Source organism: Streptomyces sp. S3(2020) (assembly GCF_013044505.1).
Classification (GTDB): domain Bacteria; phylum Actinomycetota; class Actinomycetes; order Streptomycetales; family Streptomycetaceae; genus Streptomyces.
On the sequence record NZ_JABERD010000010.1, the window covers coordinates 1 to 21,544 of the forward strand.

The window sequence follows — 21,544 nt, forward strand, 5'->3', positions numbered from 1 at the left end:
GGCCGAACCCGTCGCCCCGCCCCCGCACGCCCACCACCTCGCCCAGGCGATCCGCGGCGCGCACCTCGTCGAGATCCCCGGCATGGGCCACGCCCTTCCACCCCAGGTACACGCCCCGCTCGCCGAGGCGATCCTGGAGCACACGGCGAAGGCCCGATCGGAGCGCGGCTGATCCTCGCCGCCGACCGGGCCACAGACCGGCACGGGCAGCGCCCGTGAACTCGGCCCGTACCCGGTGCCGTACGCCCCCCTCGACGTCCGAGCCCCGGACTCCTCCGACCGGCCGCGCCGCGCAACGGCCCGGTCCGGGCGGCCAGGTCCGGATCGGCACGCGCGAGCCACCACTCCTCGACCAGCCCCCGGCGGGTCCCGCCCTCGCGACCTCACTCCTTGTCACGGGCGACCGGGTCACGGGCGTACGACTGTGCCGCGCCGCAGTCGCCAGGGACTCCGAACTCCACTCGGACACCACGGTGTTGTGCGCCGACGTCCCGCGCATCCTTCGACTGCTGTACTCCTCCGGCATCCGCCCCGGGCTCTGGCCCGCCGGCTCAACGCCCACGCCTTCGTCACCGCCAGGGTCCTGCTCGACCCGGACCGCTTCGGCCTCACCCTCGCGAGGCGCGCGACACCAAGGCCGTGCGGGCTTCCTGGCGGAGGCGGGTGCGGACCTCCTGGTCGCGGGCCTGCCCATGCGGACGACGTACGGCACACGTCCGCCGCTCTTCGTCGACGCCGCCTGCATGAGCCGGATGGCGGACCCCGCGCACGCCGTGGGCGAGGCGGTGCCCCGGCACGGGGTGCGGCTCGCCTTCCAGGGCGCCCAGCATGGGCGGATGTCCCTGGACCTCTTCGCAGGCATTCCCGTGAGCGACCACCAGGCGGCCCTTGCCTGGTACGAACGGCTCTTCGGAACCCCGTCGGCGTTCTTCCCGAACGACACGGAAGCCGTCTGGGAGCCGGCCGAGCACCGGTACGTCTACATCGAGCACCTCCCCGCCCGCGCCGGCAACACCCTCCACACCCTCTTCGTCGACGACCTCGACACCCGCGTCGCCGCCATCGCCGACCGGGGCTTGAAACCCGCGAGCCGCGCGACCTACTCGAACGGCGTCCGCAAGATCACCTACCGCGACCCGGACGGCAACGAGATCGGGTTGGGAGGCGGTCCCGCGTCGACGTGGTGCGCGGGTAAGAGCTCTACGTGAACCCCCAGCGGGCCCTGCCGCCCTTCTGGATCTTGTGTGTAGCGTCCAGCCTTGTGTCGAGCGGTGGTTGTCCAACTGCCGTTCTACGCGCGCAGATTCGGCGCCCGCACCGCCTCCCGCCCCCCACCCATGGAGGTTCACCGAATGCTAGGCCTCGCCAAGTCCCCCCGTGGATTCATCACCGCCGTCACTGTGTTCGGCCTGCTCACCACCGGTGCCGCGGTCCAGGCCGCCACCGCCGGCCCGGCGGCGGCGGCCACCACGCACCGCGTCCTGTTCGACAACGCGCACGCCGAGACGGCCGGCAACGCCGACTGGATCATCTCCACCAGCCAGCCCGACCCGCTGGGCCAGGACTCCTCGCCCTCCGACGAGACGGACTGGACGGGCGCGCTGTCCTCCTGGGGTGTGGCGCTTCAGCAGACCGGCGATTACAGCCTGAAGACGCTTCCGTCGGGCAGCAGCCTCACCTACGGCGGGTCCGGCGCACAGGACCTGTCGAACTTCGACACGCTGGTCCTGCCGGAGCCCAACACGCTGTTCACGACCGCCGAGAAGACGGCGATCATGACCTTCGTGAAGAACGGCGGCGGTCTCTTCATGATCTCCGACCACACCGGCGCCGACCGCAACAACGACGGCGAGGACGCGGTCGAGATCCTCAACGACCTGATGACCGACAACAGCGTCGACTCCACCGACCCGTTCGGCTTCTCCATCGACTCGCTCAGCATCAGCTCCGGCTACCCGGCGGCGATCAGCGACAGCTCGAACCCGGTACTGCACGGATCCTTCGGCACCGTCACCAAGAGCCTCATCGCCAGCGGCACGACGGCCACCCTCAAGCCCGCGGACAACTCGGCCGTGAAGGGGCTTCTCTACCGCAGTGGTTACTCCGGCAACACCGGGGCCTTCTTCGCCACCAGCACCTTCGGCAGCGGAAAGATCGCCTTCTGGGGCGACAGCTCCCCGATCGACGACGGCACCGGCCAGTCCGGCAACACGCTCTACGACGGCTGGAACGACACCGGTGCCACCAACGCGGCACTCGCGCTGAACGCCACCGAGTGGCTGTCCTCGTGACACCGACCCGCTGAGCCCGCACAAGGGGGATGGCGGGTGCGGTCCCGGAGGCCTTCCGGGACCGCACCCGCCATCGACCTGGTTCAGGAGAGGCGGTGCACGAGCTGGGTGGTCAGCTCGTAACGGGCCCCTACGACGGCCAGTTCACCGGCGGTCACCTTCGCGGCGAGGTCGGGCTCCGCGGCGATGCGGGAGCGGATGGCCCGGACGTTGGCGTCGATGGTCGCGTCGACGCGGGCGGCGCCTTCCTTGGTGCGGTCTATGTTCGGGCGTATCTGGTCGGCCAGGTACTGGATGTGGGCGGGCAGTTGCGCGCCGGAGATGTCGGTCTCGACGGCGGCCTTCACGGCGCCGCAGGACTGGTGTCCAAGGACCAGCACCAGCGGGATGTCGAGTTCGAGCACTCCGTACGCGACACTGCCGAGCACGGCCTCGTCCAGCACCTCGCCACCGCTGCGCACCGTCATCAGATCGCCGAGCCCCTGGTCGAAGACGAGCTCCGGGGGCACCCGGGAGTCGATGCAGCCGAGGACGAGGGCGAAGGGATGCTGACCGGTCGTCAGGGCCTGGCGGACGGCGGGTGATTCGTCGGGGTGCCGCTCGCGGTAGGTGCGCCAGCGCAGATTGCCCGCCGCCAGTTCCCGCAGCGCCTCGTCGGGGGTGCCGGGCCGAGGACGCGTGGTGGTGGGGGTCGCGGAGGCGGGGGTCGCACCGAGGGCGAGGCCCGTGCCGAGGGCCGCGGCACCGGTGAGCCCGGCGCGCAGGAGTGCGCGGCGCCCGGCTCTGTGGGGAGTGTCTTGAGAGTTCACGGGGACGAACGTATGACCGAGTTCGGCGCCGGTCCGTCGCGTTGCCAAAGCATGGCGAAGCGTGGGGAAAGCGTGACGTGATCTTGGGTGGATCTTGGTCGTCCCGGGTGCCGTCCTTGGTGGGGCGGCCTCCGCAACTGCCTTGCTGTGTACTGCATTTGAGACAACCTGGCGGGAGAGAAGGTTCAGACCTAATCCCTGGGGAGGCCTTTCCGCAGGCTGTGTGGGAGTCGTCGCGGACGCCGGAGCGTGTGAATGAGTCAGGGCGGTAATCGGCCTTGTTCATCCCGTTGATAGTTCAACGTGCGCGCTGCGAGAATCCCCGTCCCGACCTCGATGTGACATTTCGCGGCACGCGAATTCCTGATTCACAAATCCCCCACTAAGTCCGCACAGAGCGAGGCTCTTTCCTGCCTCCGCGCAAAGCGGCGAAGAAGGTGCATCGTGTCACGGCACTCCATGCCGTTCGGCGTTCCGCCGCAGTACTCCGAAACTCCCCACGAATCCACGGAGCGGTCATCGGCGGCGTATCCCGCCGACCTGGCAGCCCGCCGCGCCCACCGGCGGTTCGGAGTGCGTGCCACGGCCGTCGCCGTCGGCGGATTCCTCGGGTACGTCCTGCTGTCCAGCTTCGTTCCGGCGCTGATGAATCGCACCCTCGGCGGCCACCTCACCCTGGGACTGGCTCTGGGACTCGGGCAGTTCGTGCTGATGGGCGTCATCGTCCGGCGCTACCTCGTGCACCAGCGCGCCCAAGTGACCGGTGAGGGAGGCCGCCGCCGATGGTGACGACCGGTGCCGCGGTCGTGGACCGCTTCAGCCTGCAACTGACGCTGGTGCTCTTCCTGTCCGTGGTCGTGGTCACCCTCTTCACCGCGTTGCTGACCGCACCGCAGGGCGACGAGATCAGCGAGTTCTATCTCGGCAACCGCCTGATGTCCCCGCTGCGCAACGGGCTGGCCATGTGCGGCGACTACCTGTCCGCCGCGACCCTGCTGGGCAGCACCGGCCTGGTCGCCCTGACCGGCTACGACGGACTGCTGTACCTGTGCGGCACCGCCGTCGCCTGGATGATGGTCCTGCTGATCATCGCCGAACCCCTGCGCAACGCCGGCCGGTTCACCCTGGGCGACACCCTGGCGTACCGCCTGCCCCGCATGCAGCGGCCGGTGCGCCTCGCCCTGGCCGTGTGCACCCTCGCCATCGCCACCCTCTACCTGGTCGCCCAACTCGTCGGCAGCGTCGCCCTGCTGACCCAGTTCACCGGCGAGCCCAGCGCCACCACCCGCACCCTGTGCGTGGTCGTCATCGGCACCATCGTCATCGTGTACGCCGCCATCGGCGGCATGCCCGGCGCCACCTTCATCCAGGTCGTCAAGGCCGTGATGCTGATCTGCGGGGTCACCGTGACCGCCGTGATGGTGCTGCACCGCTTCGACTGGAACTTTGACGCGCTGCTGGCCGCCGCCGCGGACAACAGCGGTCAGGGGCAGCGGTTCCTTGAACCCGGGCTGCGCTACGGCGGCAGCACCACCAGCAAACTCGACTTCTTCAGCCTCCAGTTGGCCATCGTGCTCGGCCTCGCCGCGCTGCCGCACGTGATGATGCGGCTCCTCGCCCCCAAGCAGGTCGGCGTCCTGCGCTCCTCGGTGGTGTGGGCCATGGGCCTGGTCAGCCTCGTCTGCCTGGCCGCGGGCATCCTGGGCCTGGGCGCCACGGCCGTCGTGGGACGCGACACCATCGCGCGGACCGACCGCAAGGGCGACGCCGCCGTGCTGCTGCTGGCCCAGGACCTCGGCGGCGGCATCCTGACCGCCCTGCTGTCCTGTCTGGCCTTCGTCACCCTCCTGGCCGTCGCCGCGGGCCTCACCCTGGCCGCGGCCTCCTCCCTCGCCCACGACCTCTACGGCGAGGTGATCCGCAAGGGCAGGGCGAAGGAGACCGAGGAACTGGCCGTGGCCCGTCTCGCGGCGGCCGTCATCGGGATCCTCGGCATGCTCCTCGCGCTGATCTCCTGGGGCGCGAACACGGCGACACTGGCATTCCTCGCCTTCGCGATCGCCGCCTCCGCTCTCCTGCCGACACTCGTCTACACCCTGTTCTGGCGGCGGTTCACGGCACAGGGCGCTCTGCTCAGCCTCTGCGGCGGACTGCTGAGCTCCGTCCTGCTCGTGGTGTTCTCGCCGGTGGTTTCCGGCACTCCCTCCTCGCTCTACCCGTCCGCCGATTTCGCCCTGTTTCCGCTCCAGAATCCCGGCATTGTCTCCATTCCGGCCGGATTCCTCCTCGGTTGGCTGGGCTCGCTGCTGAGCAGGCCGCAATCACCCGAAAGCTACGAGGACTTCGAGGTGCGCACCCTCGTCGGAGCGGACCAGCACCGAACGGGATGATGACATGGGGAATTTGTGGAGTTTTTGTTCATCGTTGGTCAGGGCTTGCGGCGACAACTCCCGTGCAGTAACTAGGTGAATCATGAAATTGTTCAGCCGTGACACCTCGTTCCGCCGCACGGAACACACCGTCACACCCCAGCCCCCCACGATGTCACCGGCTGTCGGCACCGCGTTCCTTCCGGACCCGGCGCTCGCGCCCCTGACCGGCGAATGGGTCATCGACCCCGCCCACAGCAGGATCGGCTTCTCCGTACGGCACGCGATGGTCACCACGGTCCGCGGAGCCTTCGCGGAGTACCAGAGCCGCCTGTACTTCGACGGCCGCGATCCGTCCCGCTCGCTGGCGGAGATCGTGCTGTCGACCGGCAGCGTCGACACCGGCGTGGAACAGCGCGACGCCCACCTCGTGGGCCGTGACTTCCTCGACGCGCGGAACTACCCACGCATGCGCTTCGCGAGCACCGCCGTGGAGATGGTCGGCAACGATGTCTACCGCATGACCGGCGACCTCACCATCAAGGCCACCACCCGCCCCGTGGTCCTGGAGCTCACCTACATAGGCCATGTCACCGACCCCTTCGGCTACCAGCGGGCCGGCTTCGACGGCACCACCACCATCAACCGCTCCGAATGGGGCCTGAACTACAACTCCAAACTGGCCGAGGGCGGCGCAATGGTGAGCGAGAAGGTCCGCCTCCAGTTCGACATCGCGGCCATCCGTACCGCACCTGTCGGCTGACCCCTCTCGGCTGAACTCTCCCGGCTCAGCGGGGGATCGTGACCAGCACACGGCCGCGGCCCCCGGCGTCGACCCGGTCGTGGGCCTCGGCGATCTCCGCCAGCGGAACGAGCTCGGCGACGGCGACGCGCAGGGCACCGACGGCGGCAGCGGCCGTGAGGTCGCGCGCCGCCTGACGCCTGGCCTCGGCCGGGAAGTCGTCGCTGCCGACGAGCCGGAGCGTGACGTTGTTGAACAGCAGCGGCCAGAACGGGATGCCGGTCCGGTCGGCACCGGTGGCGTAGGCGGCGACGACCGCCTCGTTCGCGACCACGGCGTTGTCCAGGTCGGCGTTGTCGGACAGGGACACCTCCACGATCCGGTGCACACCGCCGGGCGCGTACGCGCGGATCGTCGCGGCGGGGTCCGGGGAGTCCAGGGCGACGGCGTGCGCCACGACGTCCGGGTCGACGTGCTCCAGGTCCGCGCGGCGCCGCACGGAGGCGACGACGGTCGCCCCACCCCACCGGGCGAGCTGCGCGGCCAGCGAACCGACCCCGCCCAGCACACCGTGCACCAGCACGATCCGGCCGTCGACCGGCCCGTCCGCGAACACGGCACGGTGGGCGGTGATCCCCGGAATGCCCAGACTCGCCCCGAGCTCGTCGCCCAACTGGTCGGGCAGTCGCACAGCCAGGTCCTCGGGTACGACCGTGTACTGCGCGGCGGTGCCGAACGCCCGATAGGACTGCGCCCCGTACACCCACACCCGCTGCCCGACGCGACGCGCGCTCACCCCGTCGCCGACCGCGTCGACGACGCCCGCGGCATCGCTGTGCGGGACCACCCGGGGGAAGGGCATCGACGAGCCGAGCCAGCCGCGCCGCTTCTTGGTGTCGCCGGGATTGACGCCCGACACGGTGACGCGCACCCGGACCTCGCCCGGGCCCGGCTCGGGATCGGGGAGCTCACCGACGCGCAGCACATCGGCTGCGGGGCCCTGCGTGTCGTACCAGGAAGCGAGCATGGCGGACCTCCGGGGCCGGTCACCGTCGTGGAAGCGACTCGACCCGAGGCTACGACGTCGAAGCCTCGCTCCGCTCCAGCCGGACGATCACGCTCTTCGACGTCGGCGTGTTGCTGATGTCCGCGACGCTGTCGAGCGGCACCAGCACATTGGTCTCCGGGTAGTAGGCGGCGGCCGAACCCGGGGGAGTGGGGTAGGCGACGACCCGGAAGGCGTCCGCGCGGCGCTCCGAGCCGTCGGACCAGACGCTGACGAGATCGACGAGGCCGCCGTCCGGGATGTCGAGGTCGGTGAGGTCGGCGGAGTTGACGAGGACGACGCGGCGGCCGCCCTTGATGCCCCGGTAGCGGTCGTCCATCGCGTAGGGGATGGTGTTCCACTGGTCGTGCGAGCGCAGGGTCTGGAGGATCAGGTGCCCCTTCGGCGCCTGGAGCATCGTGAAGTCGTTGACGCTGAAGACGGCCTTCCCGCTGGGGGTGCGGAACACCTTGGAGTTGACCGGGTTGGGCAGCCGGAAACCGCCGGGGCGCCGGACCCGCTCGTCGAAGTCCTCGAAGCCTTCGACGACCCGGGAGATGCGGTCGCGGACCAGACCGTAGTCGGCCTCGAAGTCCTCCCAGGGGATCTCCGGCGCGGAGCCCAGGACCTTACGGGCGAGGCGGCTGACGATGGAGACCTCGCTCAGCAGCAGCGGCGACGCGGGGGCGAGGCGGCCGCGGGTGGCGTGGACCTCGCTCATGGAGTCCTCGACCGTCATGAACTGCTCCCCGCCCGCCTGGACGTCCCGGTCGCTGCGGCCGAGCGTGGGCAGGATCAGCGCGGTGCGTCCGCACACCGCGTGGGAGCGGTTGAGCTTCGTCGAGATGTGCGCGGTCAGACGGCAGTTGCGCATGGCGCGCTCGGTGACGTCGCTGTCGGGCGTGGCCCGCACGAAGTTGCCCGCGACCCCGAGGAAGACCTTGGCCCGTCCGTCGAGCATGGCCCGTATGGAGTCGACGGAGTCCAGACCGTGGGCCGTCGGCGCGGTGAACCGGAACTCGTCTCCGAGCCGGTCCAGGAACGGCTGGGGCATGCGCTCCCAGATGCCCATCGTGCGGTCGCCCTGCACGTTGCTGTGCCCGCGGACCGGGCACACTCCCGCGCCCGGGCGGCCGATGTTGCCGCGCAGCAGAAGGAAGTTGACGACCTCTCTTATGGTGGGCACGCCGTGCTTGTGCTGGGTCAGACCCATGGCCCAGCAGACGATGACGCCACGGCTCCGAAGGACCCGCGCGTGCACCTCCTCGATCTCGTCCTGGCTCAGCCCCGTGGCCTGAAGGACCTCGTCCCACGACGTCGTGGCGCGCAGATGCTCGGCGAAGGCGTCGTAGCCGGTGGTGTGCGCCTCGATGAACTCCCGGTCCAGGACGGTGCCCGGCTCCTTGTCCTCGGCCTCGATCAGCATCAGGTTCAGCGCCTGGAAGAGGGCCAGGTCACCACCGGGCCGGATCTGGAGGAACTGATCGGCGATGGCCGTACCCCGGCCGACGACGCCACGCGCCTTCTGCGGGTTCTTGAACCGCATGAGCCCGGCCTCGGGCAGCGGATTGACGGCGACGACACTGCCACCGCGGCGCTTGGTCTCCTCCAGCGCGGACAGCATCCGCGGATGGTTGGTGCCGGGGTTCTGTCCCACGACGAAGACGAGGTCGGCGTCGTACAGGTCGTCCAGCGTGACACTGCCCTTGCCGATGCCCAGGGTCTCGCCCAGCGCGGAGCCGCTGGACTCGTGGCACATGTTGGAGCAGTCCGGCAGGTTGTTGGTGCCGAAGGCCCGGGCGAACAGCTGGAGCAGGAACGCCGGCTCGTTGGCCAGCCGCCCCGACGTGTAGAACAGCGCCTCGTCCGGGTGGTCCAGGGCGCGCAGCTCGCGGGCGAGCAGGTCCAGCGCCTCGTCCCAGCCGATGGGCTCGTAGTGGTCCGCGCCCTCGCGCAGCACCATCGGCTCGGTCAGCCGCCCCTGCTGGTTGAGCCAGTAGTCCGACTTACGGCTCAGCTCGTCGACGGAGTACCGCTGGAAGAACTCGGCGGTCACCCGCCGGGTCGTCGCCTCGTCACTGATGTGCTTGGCGCCGTTCTCGCAGTACTCGTTGAGGTGCCGCTTGCCCGGCGCGGGCTCCGGCCAGGCGCAGCCCGGGCAGTCGATGCCCTTCGCCTGGTTGAGGGTGAGCAGCGTGAGCGCGGTGCGCTTCGGCGAGGTCTGGCCCAGCGCGTACTGAAGCGCGTGCACGACCCCTGGAGTGCCCGCGGCCCATGTCTTGGGAGCCGTCACCGACAGCTCGCTCTCATCCGGTTCGCCGATGTCCCGCATCGAGCACCACGCCCTCTCCCCAGCCGTTCGCCCTTCACTCTTCGTCAGCACATCGGTCCAGGTCAAAGCGGTAGTTGTTATCGCGTGATAGGCCGCACCGATCACACCGAGCGGTCCGCGCCCCCGTTCGCGCGAGACCGGTGGATCATTGAGGGGTGCTGCTCCGTCAACTCGAGTACCTCGTCGCCCTCGCCCGGGTCCGTCACTTCGCGAAGGCGGCGCAGGCCTGCTACGTCTCCCAGCCGGCCCTGTCCGAGGGCATCCGGAAACTGGAGGAGGAGCTCGGCATCCCCCTGGTCCAGCGGGGACGCCGGTTCGACGGGCTCACCCCGGAGGGCGAGCGGGTCGTCCTGTGGGCCCAGCGGATCCTCGCCGACCGGGACGCCATGCAGAACGAGATCCAGGCGCTGCGGGTCGGCCTGAGCGGCCGGCTGCGGATCGGGACCGTGCCCACCGCCTCCACGGCGGTGGGGCTGCTGACCCAGCCGTTCTGCGCCGCCAATCCGCTGGCGACCGTCCAGGTCTTCGCCGACCTGCGGGCCGAGGACATCGTGAACCGGCTGCGCGCGTACGAACTCGACGCCGCCGTGACCTACCAGAGCTCGGTCGCGGACCACGACTTCAAGTTCGTCCCGCTGTACCGGGAACGCCACGTCCTCCTGATCCAGCGGTCCGGCCCCGACACCGGCCCCGCGGAGATCTCCTGGGAGGAGGCGGCCCAGTACCCCCTGTGCCTGCTGGACCCCATGATGCAAGGGCGTCAGGTCCTCGACGCGGTGTTCGCCGCCGTCGGCGTCTCCGTCACCCCACGCGTGGAGACCGACTCGATCGCCTCCCTGTTCGCCCAGGTCAGGGCCGGACAATGGGCGAGCATCGTCCCGTACGCCTGGCTCCACGTCTTCGGCGTCCCCACCGGCATGCAAGCCGTCCCCCTGGTCCGCCCCGCCCGCTCCGAACAGATAGGCCTGGTCCTGCCGGCCCGCGAACCCGTCTCCGTCATCGGACAGGCCCTGATGGACGTGGTGACCCGATCAGACATCTCAACGACCCTGGAACGGCTCCCGGAGTAGCCGGTGGGCGTGCCCGGCACGCCGTCGGAGACCGCCGACTCCAGCAGTGGGCGGGTCTCGTCGGCGAACGGCTTCGAGCGCCAGGTTGGGCCTGGAGGGTGGCGGCCGCGGCACACTGGCACGTTCCGGGCGCTGCCGTGCTTCGCCTTCCGGTCGTGCGGAGGGGACGGCTTCGTAGAGGCGACCTGCGCGAGTTCCGGCGGCTTCGCGCGGTCGGGGATCTCGGCGGTGCTGGAAGGGCTGCGGGGGTAGCCGGTGGGCGTGCCCGGTACGCCGTCGGTTCCGGCAGTGGGTGGGTTTCGCCAGCGAACGGCTTCGAGTGCCAGTCGGGTCCGGGGGGTGGCGGCCGTGCCGCACCGGTGTACTCCGGGCGCCGCTGTGCTTCGACTTCGGGCCGTGGGGAGGGGACCGCTACGCGGGGTCGGGGATCTCGACTCCGGCAGGGGTGGGGCTCGGCGGCTTTGGGTTTCTCATGGGTGTAGAGGTCGACGGTCCTTTTGTTTGAGTTACGCAACTACCTGTTACGGTGGTGTGAACGCGGCGAAGGGTCAGGTCATGGGTGCTGCTGTCGACGAAGGGGCGTTCTCACCCCGGGGGGACGGACGCGGTGTCCTCGTCGTGACCGGGGACGCCGGTGATGCCGCTCAGCTCTCCGGGACGCTGGAGTCCGCGGGCTACCGTGTCGGCGCTACCGCGGCCAGTGCCGTCGAGGGAGCCGGGCTGCTCAGGCGGTCGCGGTTCGACCTGGTGGTCTGGGACGCCACCCTGCCGGACAACAAGGATCTCGCCAGGGGCCGCCGCCTCGTCCTGGAGAGCCGCCCGCCCGTGCTCTTCCTGATCACCTGCGACTACCTCCACACCCTCCTGCCCGAGCTCGGCGCGGGAACGCGGGACTACGTCACCAGGCCCTTCCAGCCCGCCGAAGTCCTCGCCAGGGCCGGGGTCCTGCTCCGAGGCCGACGTGACACCCCGGCCCCCGGGATGCCCCGCTACGGCGACCTCGTCCTGGACGACGTGACGTGCCGGGCCCAGCGCGGCGCCCGGTCCCTCGACCTGACCCCCGCCGAGTACCGGCTCCTGCGCCACCTGCTGGTCAACGCCGGCCAGGTGCTGTCGAAGGAGCAGATCAGCCGGCAGGTCTGGAACGACTCCCGTGCCACCGAGGCCATCGAGAAACTCGTCTCCCGGCTACGGCAGAAGGTCGACCAGGAGGACACCGCCCTCATCCACACGCGCCGCGGCTTCGGCTACGTCTTCGGCCGAACCGGCGGGTGACGGCACCCCCTAAAGCACCCCCCCAAGGTGCCCCTCAAGGCGCCCCCTCAAAGGCCCTTTCGCGGGCTGTCCGGAAGAAGTCAGATTCCCTCGCTTGCATACAGGTGGTCGCACGTCCGACCACCTGTTTCCGGTCTCCGCCCCCGCGCGGACCAGCACCCGAGGAGCCGCCATGCCTCCCCTCCTGAAACCCGAGGACCAGTTCCACGTCGGCATCGTCGCCGAGGACCTGCAAGCCACGAAGGACCAGCTCTCCCAGCTGTTCGGCATCGAGTGGTGCGAGGAGATGGGCGGCCCCATCGAGGTGACCCTGCCGACCGGTGACACCGTCCTCGACTTCCGGTGCGCCTACTCGCGCTCGTCGAGCGACGCGCCCCGGCTGGAGATCGTCCGGCGTATCCCCGGCACCCTCTGGGAGCCGACGCCCGGTTCCGGCATCCACCACTTCGGCTACTGGTCCGACGACGTCGCGGCCGACACCGCCGCACTCGAACGCCACGGATACGTGACCGAGGCGACCCGCAAGGGACCCGACGGCTCCCTGTTCTTCGCGTATCTGCGCAGCGGCGGCCAGACGGGCTTCCGGGTCGAACTGGTCGACAGGGCGGCCAGGCCGTCCCTGGAACGCGCCTGGGCCCAGTAGGCCCGCCCGCACCCCACCCACGACACCCGAGACCTTTCCTGAGGAGTGACCATGACGACCGTAGGCATAGCCACCGGAGCCGGACGCGGAATGGGCGAGGAGTGCGCGCGACGGCTCGCCGACATGGTGGACGTACTGCTGCTCGTCGACCGCGACGAGGCGGGCGCGGCGGCGGTCGCGAAGGACCTGAACGACGCCGGCCACCGGGCCACCGCGGAGGCCTTCGTGCTCGACGTCACCGACCGCGAGGGACTCGCCCGGCTCGCCGCGAGGGTCGCCGAATTCGGCACGCTCCGGGCCGTCGCCCACGCCGCCGGCATCTCGCCCACCATGGCCGACTGGCGCCGCATCTTCGAGGTCGACCTCGTCGGCACCGCGGCCCTCGCCGAGGCCCTGCGCCCGCTGGCCACCGAGGGAACGGCCCACGTCTACTTCGCCTCCATGTCCCCGCTGCTCGCCGGGATCGACCCCCCCCCCGAGGTCGCCGCGATCCTCGACGACCCGCTCCAGCCGGACTTCCTGGACAAGATCCGCGACGCCGTCGGCCCGGACCTGGAGAACACCGCGTACGCCTACCCGTGGGCCAAGCACGGCGTACACCGGTTCGCCCGCAAGGAGGCGGTACGGCTCGGACCGGTCGGCGCCCGCGCCTGCTCCCTCTCACCCGGCGTCATCGACACCCCGCAGGGCCGCCAGGAAGCCGCGCGGCACGCGTCGATGCAGCGGCTGATCGACGCGACACCGCTCGGCCGCACCGGACAGTCGCAGGAGGTCGCGGCCGTCGTCGCCTTCATGCTCTCCGACGAGGCGAGCTTCCTGAGCGGCATCGACATCCTGGTCGACGGAGGCGTCCACGCCGCCGTACGCGGATAGTCACGCCGTCGCACAGGGGACAGTCAGACCGCCTTCCGACCCCGCCTTCCGACCCCGCCCTCCGGCCCCGCCTTCCGCCGTCCAGGCGAGGCGGGGCCGTTGCGCGGGAAACGTTCCCCGAGACGCCCTACTCCGCCAGCCGTGCCGTGGACCGCCGCGCCACGAGCGTGGGGGAGAGGATGACCTGGGCCGAGCGGCGGCCGCGGTCGGCGATCCGTTCCAGGAGGAGGCGGACGGCGTTCCTGCCCAGTTCACGGCCGGCCTGGTCGACGCTGGTGAGGGAGATCGGGCCGAACGCGGCGAACGTGGTGTTGTCGTAGCCGGCCACCGAGAGGTCGCCCGGCACGGACAGTCCGGCCTCGGCGACCGCCTCCAGTACGCCCATGGCCACGATGTCCGCTCCGGCGAAGACGGCCGTGGGCCGGACCTGACGGTCCAGCAGTTCCCGCGCGCCCCGGTAGCCGCCCTCCTGGGTGTAGCTGGTGGAGATCACGTCGGTCCACTCCTCCAGCCCGTGCTCCCGCATCGCCCTGCGGTAACCGTCGGCGCGCCGGGCGTTGGGCATCTCGGAGAGGCGTGTCGGGTCGGTCTCGTGATGTTCGATGTGGGCGATCCGGCGGTGCCCGAGCGCGGCGAGGTGGCCGACGACCAGGGCCGCGCCCTCGACATCGTCGTCGGCCACGGTGTCGTACGACGGAGAGGAGCCGTGCCGGCCGACGACCACGGTCGGGACGGCGGTCCCGACGCGTTCAAGACGGGCACGTGAGGACACCGGTGCGACCAGGATGATGCCGTCCATGCCGCGGTCGATCATCGCCTCGGTGACGCGTGCCTCCGCCTTCTCCCCGTTGCATCCCGGGCCCAGGAACACCTGGTACTCGGTGTCCTCCAGCGAGGCGGTGACGCCGTCGAGGATCTCGGGGAAGAACGGGTTGCGGATGTCGGGCAGCATCACGCCGATGGTGTAGGTCTGGCCGCGCAGGCCCCGGGCGCCCGCATGGGGGCGGTAGCCCAGCTCGTCGATCGCGCGGCGCACCTTCGCGCGCATCTCGGGGCTCGCCCCGTAGGCGTTGCGCAGCACCTTGGACACTGCGGTGGTCGACACCTGGGCGTGGCGGGCGACGTCGACGATGGTGACCCTGCGACGCGGTGCTGGCGGCTCCATCCGGTCCTTGCCTCTCCGGGAAACGTTGCCGCCGAGTGTAGGACGGATTCCCGGTTCCAAGACCGTCTTCGGCGAGAGGTCCTGACTTCGCCCCCGTAACAAAGACGCAGTGTGCGCGGCATCTTGACGTCACGCGGGAGGCTCCTTAAGGTCTGGCACACCCTTTGGGGAACGTTACCCACACACACCGTCGACCCAAGCCGTCCGATCGGACCAGACCCGTTCGGCGATCTGTTTGAAACGTTTCAAGAAAGGAGGTCGTAGATGACTCCGAGTCCCAGTCCCAGTCCCACTCCCACCCCACGCGTCCGTCGGGCGCGCTCCGTGGCCCCGTGGTGGTTCGCGCTGCCCGCGATGCTGCTGTTCGCCTTCGTGGTCCTGGTGCCGAGTGTTCGTGGCGTCTACTACGCCTTCACCGACTGGGACGGTCTCGATCCCGACTTCTCGTTCGTCGGCCTGGACAACTTCACCGCCATGTTCAGCGACTCGGACGCCACCCGGGCCATCTGGCAGACGCTGCTGATCGCCGTGTCGATCACGGTCGTCCAGAACGCCGTGGGTCTGCTGCTGGCGCTGGGCGTCAACTCGGCCATCAGGTCCCGCAACGTACTGCGGGTGTTCCTGTTCGCCCCGGCCGTGATCACCCCGATCGTCACCGCCTACCTCTGGCGCAACCTGCTGGGGCCCGACGGCGCGGTCAACAGCCTGCTGGGCGCGGCGGGCCTCGACGGCTCGCGGCAGGACTGGCTGGGCAGTCCGCGGCTCGCCCTGTGGTCGGTGATCGGGGTGATCGTCTGGCAGTACGCGGGCTACTCGATGGTCATCTTCGTGGCGGGACTCCAGTCGGTGCCCAAGGAGGTCCACGAGGCGGCGGCCATCGACGGGGCGGGCCCGGTGCGGCGCTTCTGGTCGGTCACACGCCCGCTGCTGGCCCCCGCCCTCACCATCAACCTGATGCTGTCGATCATCGGCGGCATCAAACTCTTCGACCAGGTCTACGCGTTGACGGGCGGCGGCCCCGGCCACGCCACCGACACCCTCTCCACCCTCATCTACAAGGACGCCTTCGCGCTCGGCGAGTTCGGCTACAGCATCGCCCTCGCGGTCGTCCTCACGATCATCGTGGCGGTCGTCTCGACCGGTCAGTACCTCGTGCTGTCCCGCAACGAGAGGACCATGTCATGATCCGCTACCGCCGCCGCACCCTCGTGCTGGAACTCGCGATGATCGCCGCCGCCCTGGTCGTGGGTTTCCCGGTGTACGTCCTGGTCAACCTGGCCCTGCGGCCGGCGTCGGACACCTCCTCACCGATCAGCCCGACCACCTCGCCCACCCTCGACAACTTCACCCAGGCCTGGCGACAGGGCGCGCTGGGCGGGGCGTTGGCCAACAGCGTGCTGGTGACGGTGTGCAGCGTCGCCGTCGTGCTGGCCGTCTCCTCGCTCGCCGCGTACCCGCTGGCCCGCGTCACGGCCCGCTGGTCACGAGGCACGTATCTGCTGTTCCTCCTCGGCCTGGTCCTGCCCTTCCAACTGGCCGCCCTGCCGCTGTACCAGACCATGCGCGACATGGGCCTGCTCGGCACCCCCTGGGCCCTGGTCCTCTTCTACTCCGGCCTCCAGGTGCCGTTCACCGTCTTCCTCTACGTCGGCTTCCTGCGCGCCCTGCCACGGGACTTCGAGGACGCCGCCCTGATCGACGGCTGCACACCGCTCCAGGGCTTCCGTCACATCGTCCTGCCGATGCTCAGACCGATCACGGTGACCGCCCTCGTGCTCAACACGGTCGCCGTCTGGAACGACTTCTTCACCCCGCTGCTGTACCTCAGCGGCAGCGCCCAGCAGACCCTGCCGGTCGCCATCGCCGGGTTCGTCGGCCAGTACGTCACCGACTGGAACCTCATCTTCGCCGCACTGGTGATCAGCATCCTGCCCGTCCTGTTCGTCTACTTCCTGCTCCAGCGCAGCATCATCAACGGCTTCGCGGGAGGGCTGCGCGGATGACACCCGACACCCGTCCGGCACCGAGGCCCGGTGGCTCTTCCCCGAGGGGGACAACATGAAGACACGCAAACTGCCGGTACTGATAGCCGCGTTGACGGCCGGCGCCCTGCTGGCCGCCTGTAGCGGCGGCACCGGGGCCGGGGAATCCGGCGGTGGTTCGAAGACGCTGACGCTGGCGTCGATCGACCAGGGGTCGGTCGAGGACGTCGTCAAGGCGTTCGAGAAGGCCAACCCCGGAGTCAAGGTCCGCTACACCACCAGCGGCGCCGACCAGTACCAGCAGCAGATCCGCACCCAGCTGTCCTCGGGCACCGCACCGGACGTGATGTCGGTGTGGCCCGGCAACGGCAACCCGGGCGCCACGGTCGTCCTGGCGAAGCCCGGCTATCTGCGCGACCTGTCGGACCAGCCCTGGGCCGCGAAGATGCCCGACGCCATCAAGACCGTCGCCCAGTACGAGGGCAGGACGTACGACGCGATCTTCGGGCAGAACGGCATCGGCGCCGTCTACAACCAGCAGGCCATGGCGAAGGCGGGCCTCACCCCGCCCGACACCTGGACCGGCCTGCTGGCCTTCTGCAAGGCCGCGAAGGCCAAGGGAACCCCCGCCTTCGCCCTCGGCAACCAGGACAACTGGGTGACCCAGCTGGTCCTGTACGCGCTGGTCGCCACCACCGTCTACGGCGAGGACCGTGACTTCGACCGGCACATGCAGTCGGGCCGGGCCACCTTCGCCAAGTCGCGGTGGTCCACCGCCCTCGACAAGTACCTGACGATGGAGAAGACCGGCTGCTTCCAGAAGGACCCGCTGGGCACCAACTACGAAGCCAGCCAGGCCCTCGCGGCCACCGGCAGGACCCTCGGCATCATCCAGGGCAACTGGGTGATCGCCCTCCTGAAGGGCAAGAACCCGCAGGGCACCTTCACGCTCCGGGCGCTCCCCGCCACCGACGACCCGTCCCGGACCCTCGTCCCGGCAGCCGCGGGCGCCGGCTACGGCGTCAACGCCAAGGCGAAGAACGAGGAACTCGCCCTGAAGTTCGTGAACTTCGTGATGTCGCCCCAGGGCATGAACCTGTTCGTCAAGAAGCAGGGCGGACTGCCCAGCCTGCCGGACACGGGATACACGGTGGACCCGTCGCTGGCCGAACTGTCCGAGTTCATCACCTCGAACCGCACGGTGCCGTTCATGGACCAGCTGTGGCCCAACGCGAAGGTCCAGCAGACCATGCTCGCCGGTCTCCAGGAGATCTTCAGCGGCCAGTCCACCCCCGACAAGCTCCTCGACGAGATGGACACCGACTACAAGGCCGGGAGCTGACCATGCCCGACATCGTGACGGGCATGTTGAGCCGTGGACGGAAGGTCGGCACCACGGCGGTCCCCGCGGCGGGCCTGGCCGCGGACGGCCCTGCGCACGAGCCGCTTGGCGCCGACGACCGCACACCCCATGCCGTCGGTTCGGGGCGGCACATGTCCACCACGAGTGACACCACCGAGAGGACCAGGGCGTGAGCCATGTACGTCGTCGAACAGTGCTCGCCGCGACCGCCGGCGCCATGTCCGCAGGACCCGGCCTGATGGCGGGCGGAACCGGCGTGGCGGCGGAATCCTCCCCCCGTTCGCAGGACGGCCCGGTCTGGGGGCTGACCGTGGAACACCGCACGGACCCCCTGGGCGTGGACGCGAACCGGCCGCGCTTCGGGTGGCGCACACGGTCCGCGACCCGAGGGTGGCGCCAGGGGGCCTACCGGATCCTCGTCGCGAGTTCCCCGGACAGGCTCACCCCTTCCCGCGCCGACGTCTGGGACAGCGGACGGGTCCGGTCCTCCGACTCCGTCGCCGTCCGCTACGACGGTGAGCCGCCGCGCGCCTCGACCCGCTACCACTGGACCGTCACCGTCTGGGACGTCGAGGGCCGCCCGGCGGGCACCTCCCCCGCGGCCTTCTTCGAGACCGGACTCCTGAGCACCGACGGCGCCACCGGCTGGGACGGGGCGCAGTGGATCGGGATGAAGGGGAAGGCCCCCCACTCGGCCGGGGCGCCGATGCTGCGCACCCGAGCCGCCCTGAAGAAGCGGATCCGGGAAGCCCGGCTGTACGTCTCGGCGCTCGGCGTGTACGAGGCCCACGTCAACGGGAGCCGTGTCACGGTCCCGCAGGACGGCGGCACCACGATCGAACTGCTGCCCCCGGGCTGGACCAACTACGACGCCCGCGTCAACTACCTGACCTACGACGTCACGGACCTCGTGACGCGGGAGCGGGCGGACGTGACCCTCGGCTTCGTCCTCGGCAACGGCTGGTACAACGGCCGTATATCCGAGGGCAGTACGTACTACTCCGAGGACGGCAACGCCCTGGCGGTCAAGGCCAAGTTGCTGCTCCGGTACACCGACGGGACGTCACGGACGGTCGTCACCGGGCCGGACGGCGGCTGGAAGGCCACGGACACCGGCCCCCACCGGGCCGACGACATCTACGACGGCGAGACCTACGACGCCCGGAGGGAACTGCCGGGCTGGTCCTCGCGCACCTTCGACGACTCGGCCTGGTCGGACGTGGAACGGGTCGCCTTCGAGGACAGGTACCCGCGGGCGAGGCTTCTCGCCTATCCGGGCGAGACCGCGCGCTTCATGCACCGCTGGGACCGACGCCCGCGGTCGCTCACCGTCGCCACCGGGGTGGGGGGACAGGACGACAGCCCCAACGGCAGAGGGCGCCTCGTCGTGGACCCGGCCCGGACGGTGACCGACCCCGCCGAGGCGGCCGCCGCATCGGTCGAGCTCGGCAGCGGGGAGACCGCGATCTTCGACCTCGGCCAGAACATGGTCGGAGTGGCCCGCTACGGTCTGCGCGGACCGGCCGGCACCAAGGTGGAGTTCACGTTCGGCGAGATGCTCAACGACGACAGCGCCGGCGCGGACGGCCCCGAGGGCTCCGTCTACCGGGCCAACCTCCGCACGGCCAAGGCCACCAGCACCTACATCCTCAAGGGTGACCCGAAGGGCGAGACCCACCAGGACTCGCTGACCTTCTACGGATTCCGCCACGTCTCCGTCACCACCACCGGCACCGTCACGATCACCGGTCTGACCGGCAAGGTCGCCACCTCCGCGATCCGCGAGACCGGCACCGTCACCACCGACGATCCCGACATCAACCAGCTGGCGAGCAACATCCGTTGGGGCCAGCGCGGCAACTACCTGTGGGTGCCCACCGACTGCCCGCAACGCGACGAACGCCTCGGCTGGACCGGCGACACCCAGGTCTTCTCCGCCACCGGCCTCTACAACGCCGACGCCGGGGTCTTCCTCGGCCACTTCCAGGACAGCGTCGTCGACTCCCAGGCCGGCTACGGCGTGGACAAGGCCCAGTACACCGGGCTCGCCCCCAGCGGACGCTTCAACTTCCCGGCGGGTGGCAGTGGTTGGGCGGACGCCGGCGTCATCGTGCCGTGGACCCTGTGGCAGATGACCGGGGACGCGACCGTCATCGACCGCAACTGGCAGTCGATGACCCGCTACCTGGACTGGATCCGGGAACGGACCGGTGACACCTACGCCGGACAGGGCTCCATCACCGGCGACTGGCTGGCCCCGCAGAAGACCAGCGCCCAGCTGATGAGCGACGTCTACTACGGATACAGCGCCCGGCTGATGGCGCACATGGCCCGCGGCACCGGGCGGACGGCGGACGCGGAGACCTACGACGCGCTCTTCGGCCGTATTCGACGGGCGTTCATGACCAAGTACCTCAGTTCCGAGGGCGGCCAGGTCACGGTGAGATCCAGCCTCGGCGACGCCTCCCCGATCGAACCGGGCGCCGACCCCGACCAGAAGACGGAGGACAACACCCAGACCGCCCTCCTGTGGGTCCTCAAACTGGGCCTCTACGAGACGCAGGCCCAACGCCGTGCCCTGGTGGGCCTGTTGGCGGACAACATCGGCAACGACGCGGCCTACAAGGCGGCCCACCCGGACAGCAGCCGGGTCCGGTACGCCGAGAACACCCTGTCCGTGGGCTTCCTCGGCGTGAACGTCCTCGCCCCGGTCCTCACCGACGAGGGCCGTGCGGACCTCGCGTACAAGCTGCTCCACCAGGACGCGATGCCGTCCTGGCTGTTCTCGGTGAAGAACGGCGCGACGACCGTGTGGGAGCGCTGGAACTCGTACTCGACGCAGGACGGCTTCGGGCCGGTCAGCATGAACTCCTTCAACCACTACGCCTACGGCGCGATCATGGAATGGATGTACGCCTACATGGCAGGCATCGCCCGCGACCCCGACAGCCCCGGCTTCCAGCGCTTCCTGCTCCAGCCGCACATCGACCCGACGGGCCGGATCACACGGGTGTCGGCGGTGTACGAGTCGCCGTACGGCGAGATCGCAAGCGAGTGGAGCGTCGACGACGAGGGACGGACGCTGGTCTACGACGCGGTCGTGCCCGCCAACAGCGAGGCGACCCTGCGCCTGCCCGCGCCGTCCGCCGACGCGGTCCGTGAGGGGCGGACCCCGTTGGCGCGGGTGGCGGGCGTGCGGTTCCTCGGTCACACGGACGGCGTGGCCTCGTACCGGCTGCCGTCAGGGCGCTACCGGGTGACCTGCCGGCTGCGCTGATGCGCGGGCCGGGCCCGTGGAACCGCGTCAGCGCCAGCCGAAACGGCGGTCCACCACGGCGGCGAACTCCTCCAGCGTCAGCACGGAGTCCCCGTTCTGATCGGCGGCGTCGAACAGCGCGGAGGAGTCGTCGGCGTCGCCCACGGCCCAGAGCGGGAGGGTGCCGGCCGCGGCGAGCGTCGGCCCCTTCGTCCGCAGGGCGATGATGACCTCCTGCCGGGTCAGGGTCCCGTTCCGGTCGAGGTCGAGGGCTTCGAACAGGATCCGGGCCTTGTCACTCATGGGGTCTTCCTCATTCCCTTCGCCGG

Annotated in this window: 19 protein-coding genes and 1 pseudogene; 15 read left to right on the plus strand and 5 right to left on the minus strand. The window is 70.1% G+C overall.

The features are described from left to right. The 3 genes and pseudogenes from HLK59_RS50805 to HLK59_RS05415 form a co-directional block, all read left to right on the plus strand. A pseudogene (locus HLK59_RS50805) lies at window positions 1–172 on the plus strand (alpha/beta hydrolase); the annotation flags it as partial. Window positions 173–692: 520 nt separating this feature from the next. Further along, window positions 693–1,208 carry a VOC family protein gene (locus HLK59_RS05410; protein ID WP_240982227.1) on the plus strand — a complete coding sequence of 172 codons (516 nt, stop codon included), beginning with the start codon at window positions 693–695 and terminating at the stop codon, window positions 1,206–1,208. 144 nt (window positions 1,209–1,352) lie between these two features. Next, window positions 1,353–2,291, plus strand: coding sequence for a hydrolase (locus HLK59_RS05415; protein WP_171140067.1), 939 nt, complete (start codon window positions 1,353–1,355; stop codon window positions 2,289–2,291). A gap of 83 nt (window positions 2,292–2,374) precedes the next feature. Here the strand turns inward: HLK59_RS05415 and HLK59_RS05420 are convergent, their stop codons facing one another. Then, complete coding sequence (locus HLK59_RS05420; protein ID WP_171140068.1) at window positions 2,375–3,100, minus strand: carbonic anhydrase; 726 nt, start codon at window positions 3,098–3,100, stop codon at window positions 2,375–2,377. A gap of 444 nt (window positions 3,101–3,544) precedes the next feature. Here HLK59_RS05420 and HLK59_RS05425 point away from each other — a divergent pair, with 444 nt between their 5' ends. From HLK59_RS05425 to HLK59_RS05435, 3 genes are all read left to right on the plus strand, one after another. Continuing rightward, window positions 3,545–3,889 (plus strand): DUF485 domain-containing protein, encoded by a 345-nt coding sequence (locus HLK59_RS05425; protein ID WP_346779653.1) that lies wholly within the window; start codon window positions 3,545–3,547, stop codon window positions 3,887–3,889. Continuing rightward, the gene (locus HLK59_RS05430; protein ID WP_171140069.1) at window positions 3,883–5,490 is read left to right on the plus strand and encodes a cation acetate symporter; all 1,608 of its coding nucleotides are present in this window, start codon (window positions 3,883–3,885) and stop codon (window positions 5,488–5,490) included. Before HLK59_RS05425 ends, HLK59_RS05430 begins: the two co-directional genes overlap by 7 nt. A gap of 82 nt (window positions 5,491–5,572) precedes the next feature. After that, on the plus strand, window positions 5,573–6,232 hold the full coding sequence (locus tag HLK59_RS05435) for a YceI family protein (RefSeq protein ID WP_171140070.1): 660 nt from the start codon (window positions 5,573–5,575) through the stop codon (window positions 6,230–6,232). A gap of 25 nt (window positions 6,233–6,257) precedes the next feature. Here HLK59_RS05435 and HLK59_RS05440 read toward each other — a convergent pair whose 3' ends face one another. Beyond that, window positions 6,258–7,238, minus strand: coding sequence for an NADPH:quinone reductase (locus HLK59_RS05440; protein WP_171140071.1), 981 nt, complete (start codon window positions 7,236–7,238; stop codon window positions 6,258–6,260). Window positions 7,239–7,287: 49 nt separating this feature from the next. Beyond that, window positions 7,288–9,588, minus strand: coding sequence for an FdhF/YdeP family oxidoreductase (locus tag HLK59_RS05445; RefSeq protein ID WP_171140072.1), 2,301 nt, complete (start codon window positions 9,586–9,588; stop codon window positions 7,288–7,290). 155 nt (window positions 9,589–9,743) lie between these two features. Between HLK59_RS05445 and HLK59_RS05450 the strand changes: the two genes are divergently transcribed. The 4 genes from HLK59_RS05450 (at window position 9,744) to HLK59_RS05465 (ending at window position 13,449) form a co-directional block, all read left to right on the plus strand. Continuing rightward, window positions 9,744–10,658: a LysR family transcriptional regulator gene (locus HLK59_RS05450; protein WP_171140073.1), complete on the plus strand. Its 915-nt coding sequence runs from the start codon at window positions 9,744–9,746 to the stop codon at window positions 10,656–10,658. A gap of 555 nt (window positions 10,659–11,213) precedes the next feature. Beyond that, window positions 11,214–11,933, plus strand: coding sequence for a response regulator transcription factor (locus HLK59_RS05455; protein ID WP_171140074.1), 720 nt, complete (start codon window positions 11,214–11,216; stop codon window positions 11,931–11,933). A 172-nt stretch (window positions 11,934–12,105) separates the two neighbouring features. Further along, on the plus strand, window positions 12,106–12,576 hold the full coding sequence (locus HLK59_RS05460; protein WP_240982228.1) for a VOC family protein: 471 nt from the start codon (window positions 12,106–12,108) through the stop codon (window positions 12,574–12,576). A 51-nt stretch (window positions 12,577–12,627) separates the two neighbouring features. Continuing rightward, window positions 12,628–13,449: an SDR family oxidoreductase gene (locus HLK59_RS05465; protein WP_171140075.1), complete on the plus strand. Its 822-nt coding sequence runs from the start codon at window positions 12,628–12,630 to the stop codon at window positions 13,447–13,449. 127 nt (window positions 13,450–13,576) lie between these two features. On the opposite strand, the gene HLK59_RS05470 is transcribed toward HLK59_RS05465, so the two are convergent. Further along, on the minus strand, window positions 13,577–14,614 hold the full coding sequence (locus HLK59_RS05470) for a LacI family DNA-binding transcriptional regulator (RefSeq protein WP_171140076.1): 1,038 nt from the start codon (window positions 14,612–14,614) through the stop codon (window positions 13,577–13,579). 264 nt (window positions 14,615–14,878) lie between these two features. On the opposite strand from HLK59_RS05470, the gene HLK59_RS05475 reads away from it, so the two are divergent. The 5 genes from HLK59_RS05475 (at window position 14,879) to HLK59_RS05495 (ending at window position 21,236) form a co-directional block, all read left to right on the plus strand. Then, complete coding sequence (locus HLK59_RS05475; RefSeq protein WP_171140077.1) at window positions 14,879–15,799, plus strand: sugar ABC transporter permease; 921 nt, start codon at window positions 14,879–14,881, stop codon at window positions 15,797–15,799. Continuing rightward, window positions 15,796–16,617, plus strand: a complete 822-nt coding sequence (locus HLK59_RS05480) for a carbohydrate ABC transporter permease (RefSeq protein WP_171140078.1) — start codon at window positions 15,796–15,798, stop codon at window positions 16,615–16,617. The genes HLK59_RS05475 and HLK59_RS05480 overlap by 4 nt, the downstream gene beginning before the upstream one ends. Window positions 16,618–16,672: 55 nt before the next feature. Beyond that, window positions 16,673–17,938 carry an extracellular solute-binding protein gene (locus HLK59_RS05485; RefSeq protein WP_171140079.1) on the plus strand — a complete coding sequence of 422 codons (1,266 nt, stop codon included), beginning with the start codon at window positions 16,673–16,675 and terminating at the stop codon, window positions 17,936–17,938. A 2-nt stretch (window positions 17,939–17,940) separates the two neighbouring features. Beyond that, window positions 17,941–18,132, plus strand: a complete 192-nt coding sequence (locus HLK59_RS05490) for a hypothetical protein (RefSeq protein ID WP_171140080.1) — start codon at window positions 17,941–17,943, stop codon at window positions 18,130–18,132. 65 nt (window positions 18,133–18,197) lie between these two features. Continuing rightward, a complete protein-coding gene (locus HLK59_RS05495; protein WP_240982232.1) occupies window positions 18,198–21,236 on the plus strand; it encodes an alpha-L-rhamnosidase in 3,039 nt (1,012 codons plus the stop codon). Window positions 21,237–21,263: 27 nt separating this feature from the next. On the opposite strand, the gene HLK59_RS05500 is transcribed toward HLK59_RS05495, so the two are convergent. Beyond that, entirely contained in the window at window positions 21,264–21,518 is a 255-nt protein-coding gene (locus tag HLK59_RS05500; protein ID WP_171140081.1) for an EF-hand domain-containing protein, read from the minus strand. Between the last annotated feature and the right edge of the window lie 26 nt (window positions 21,519–21,544).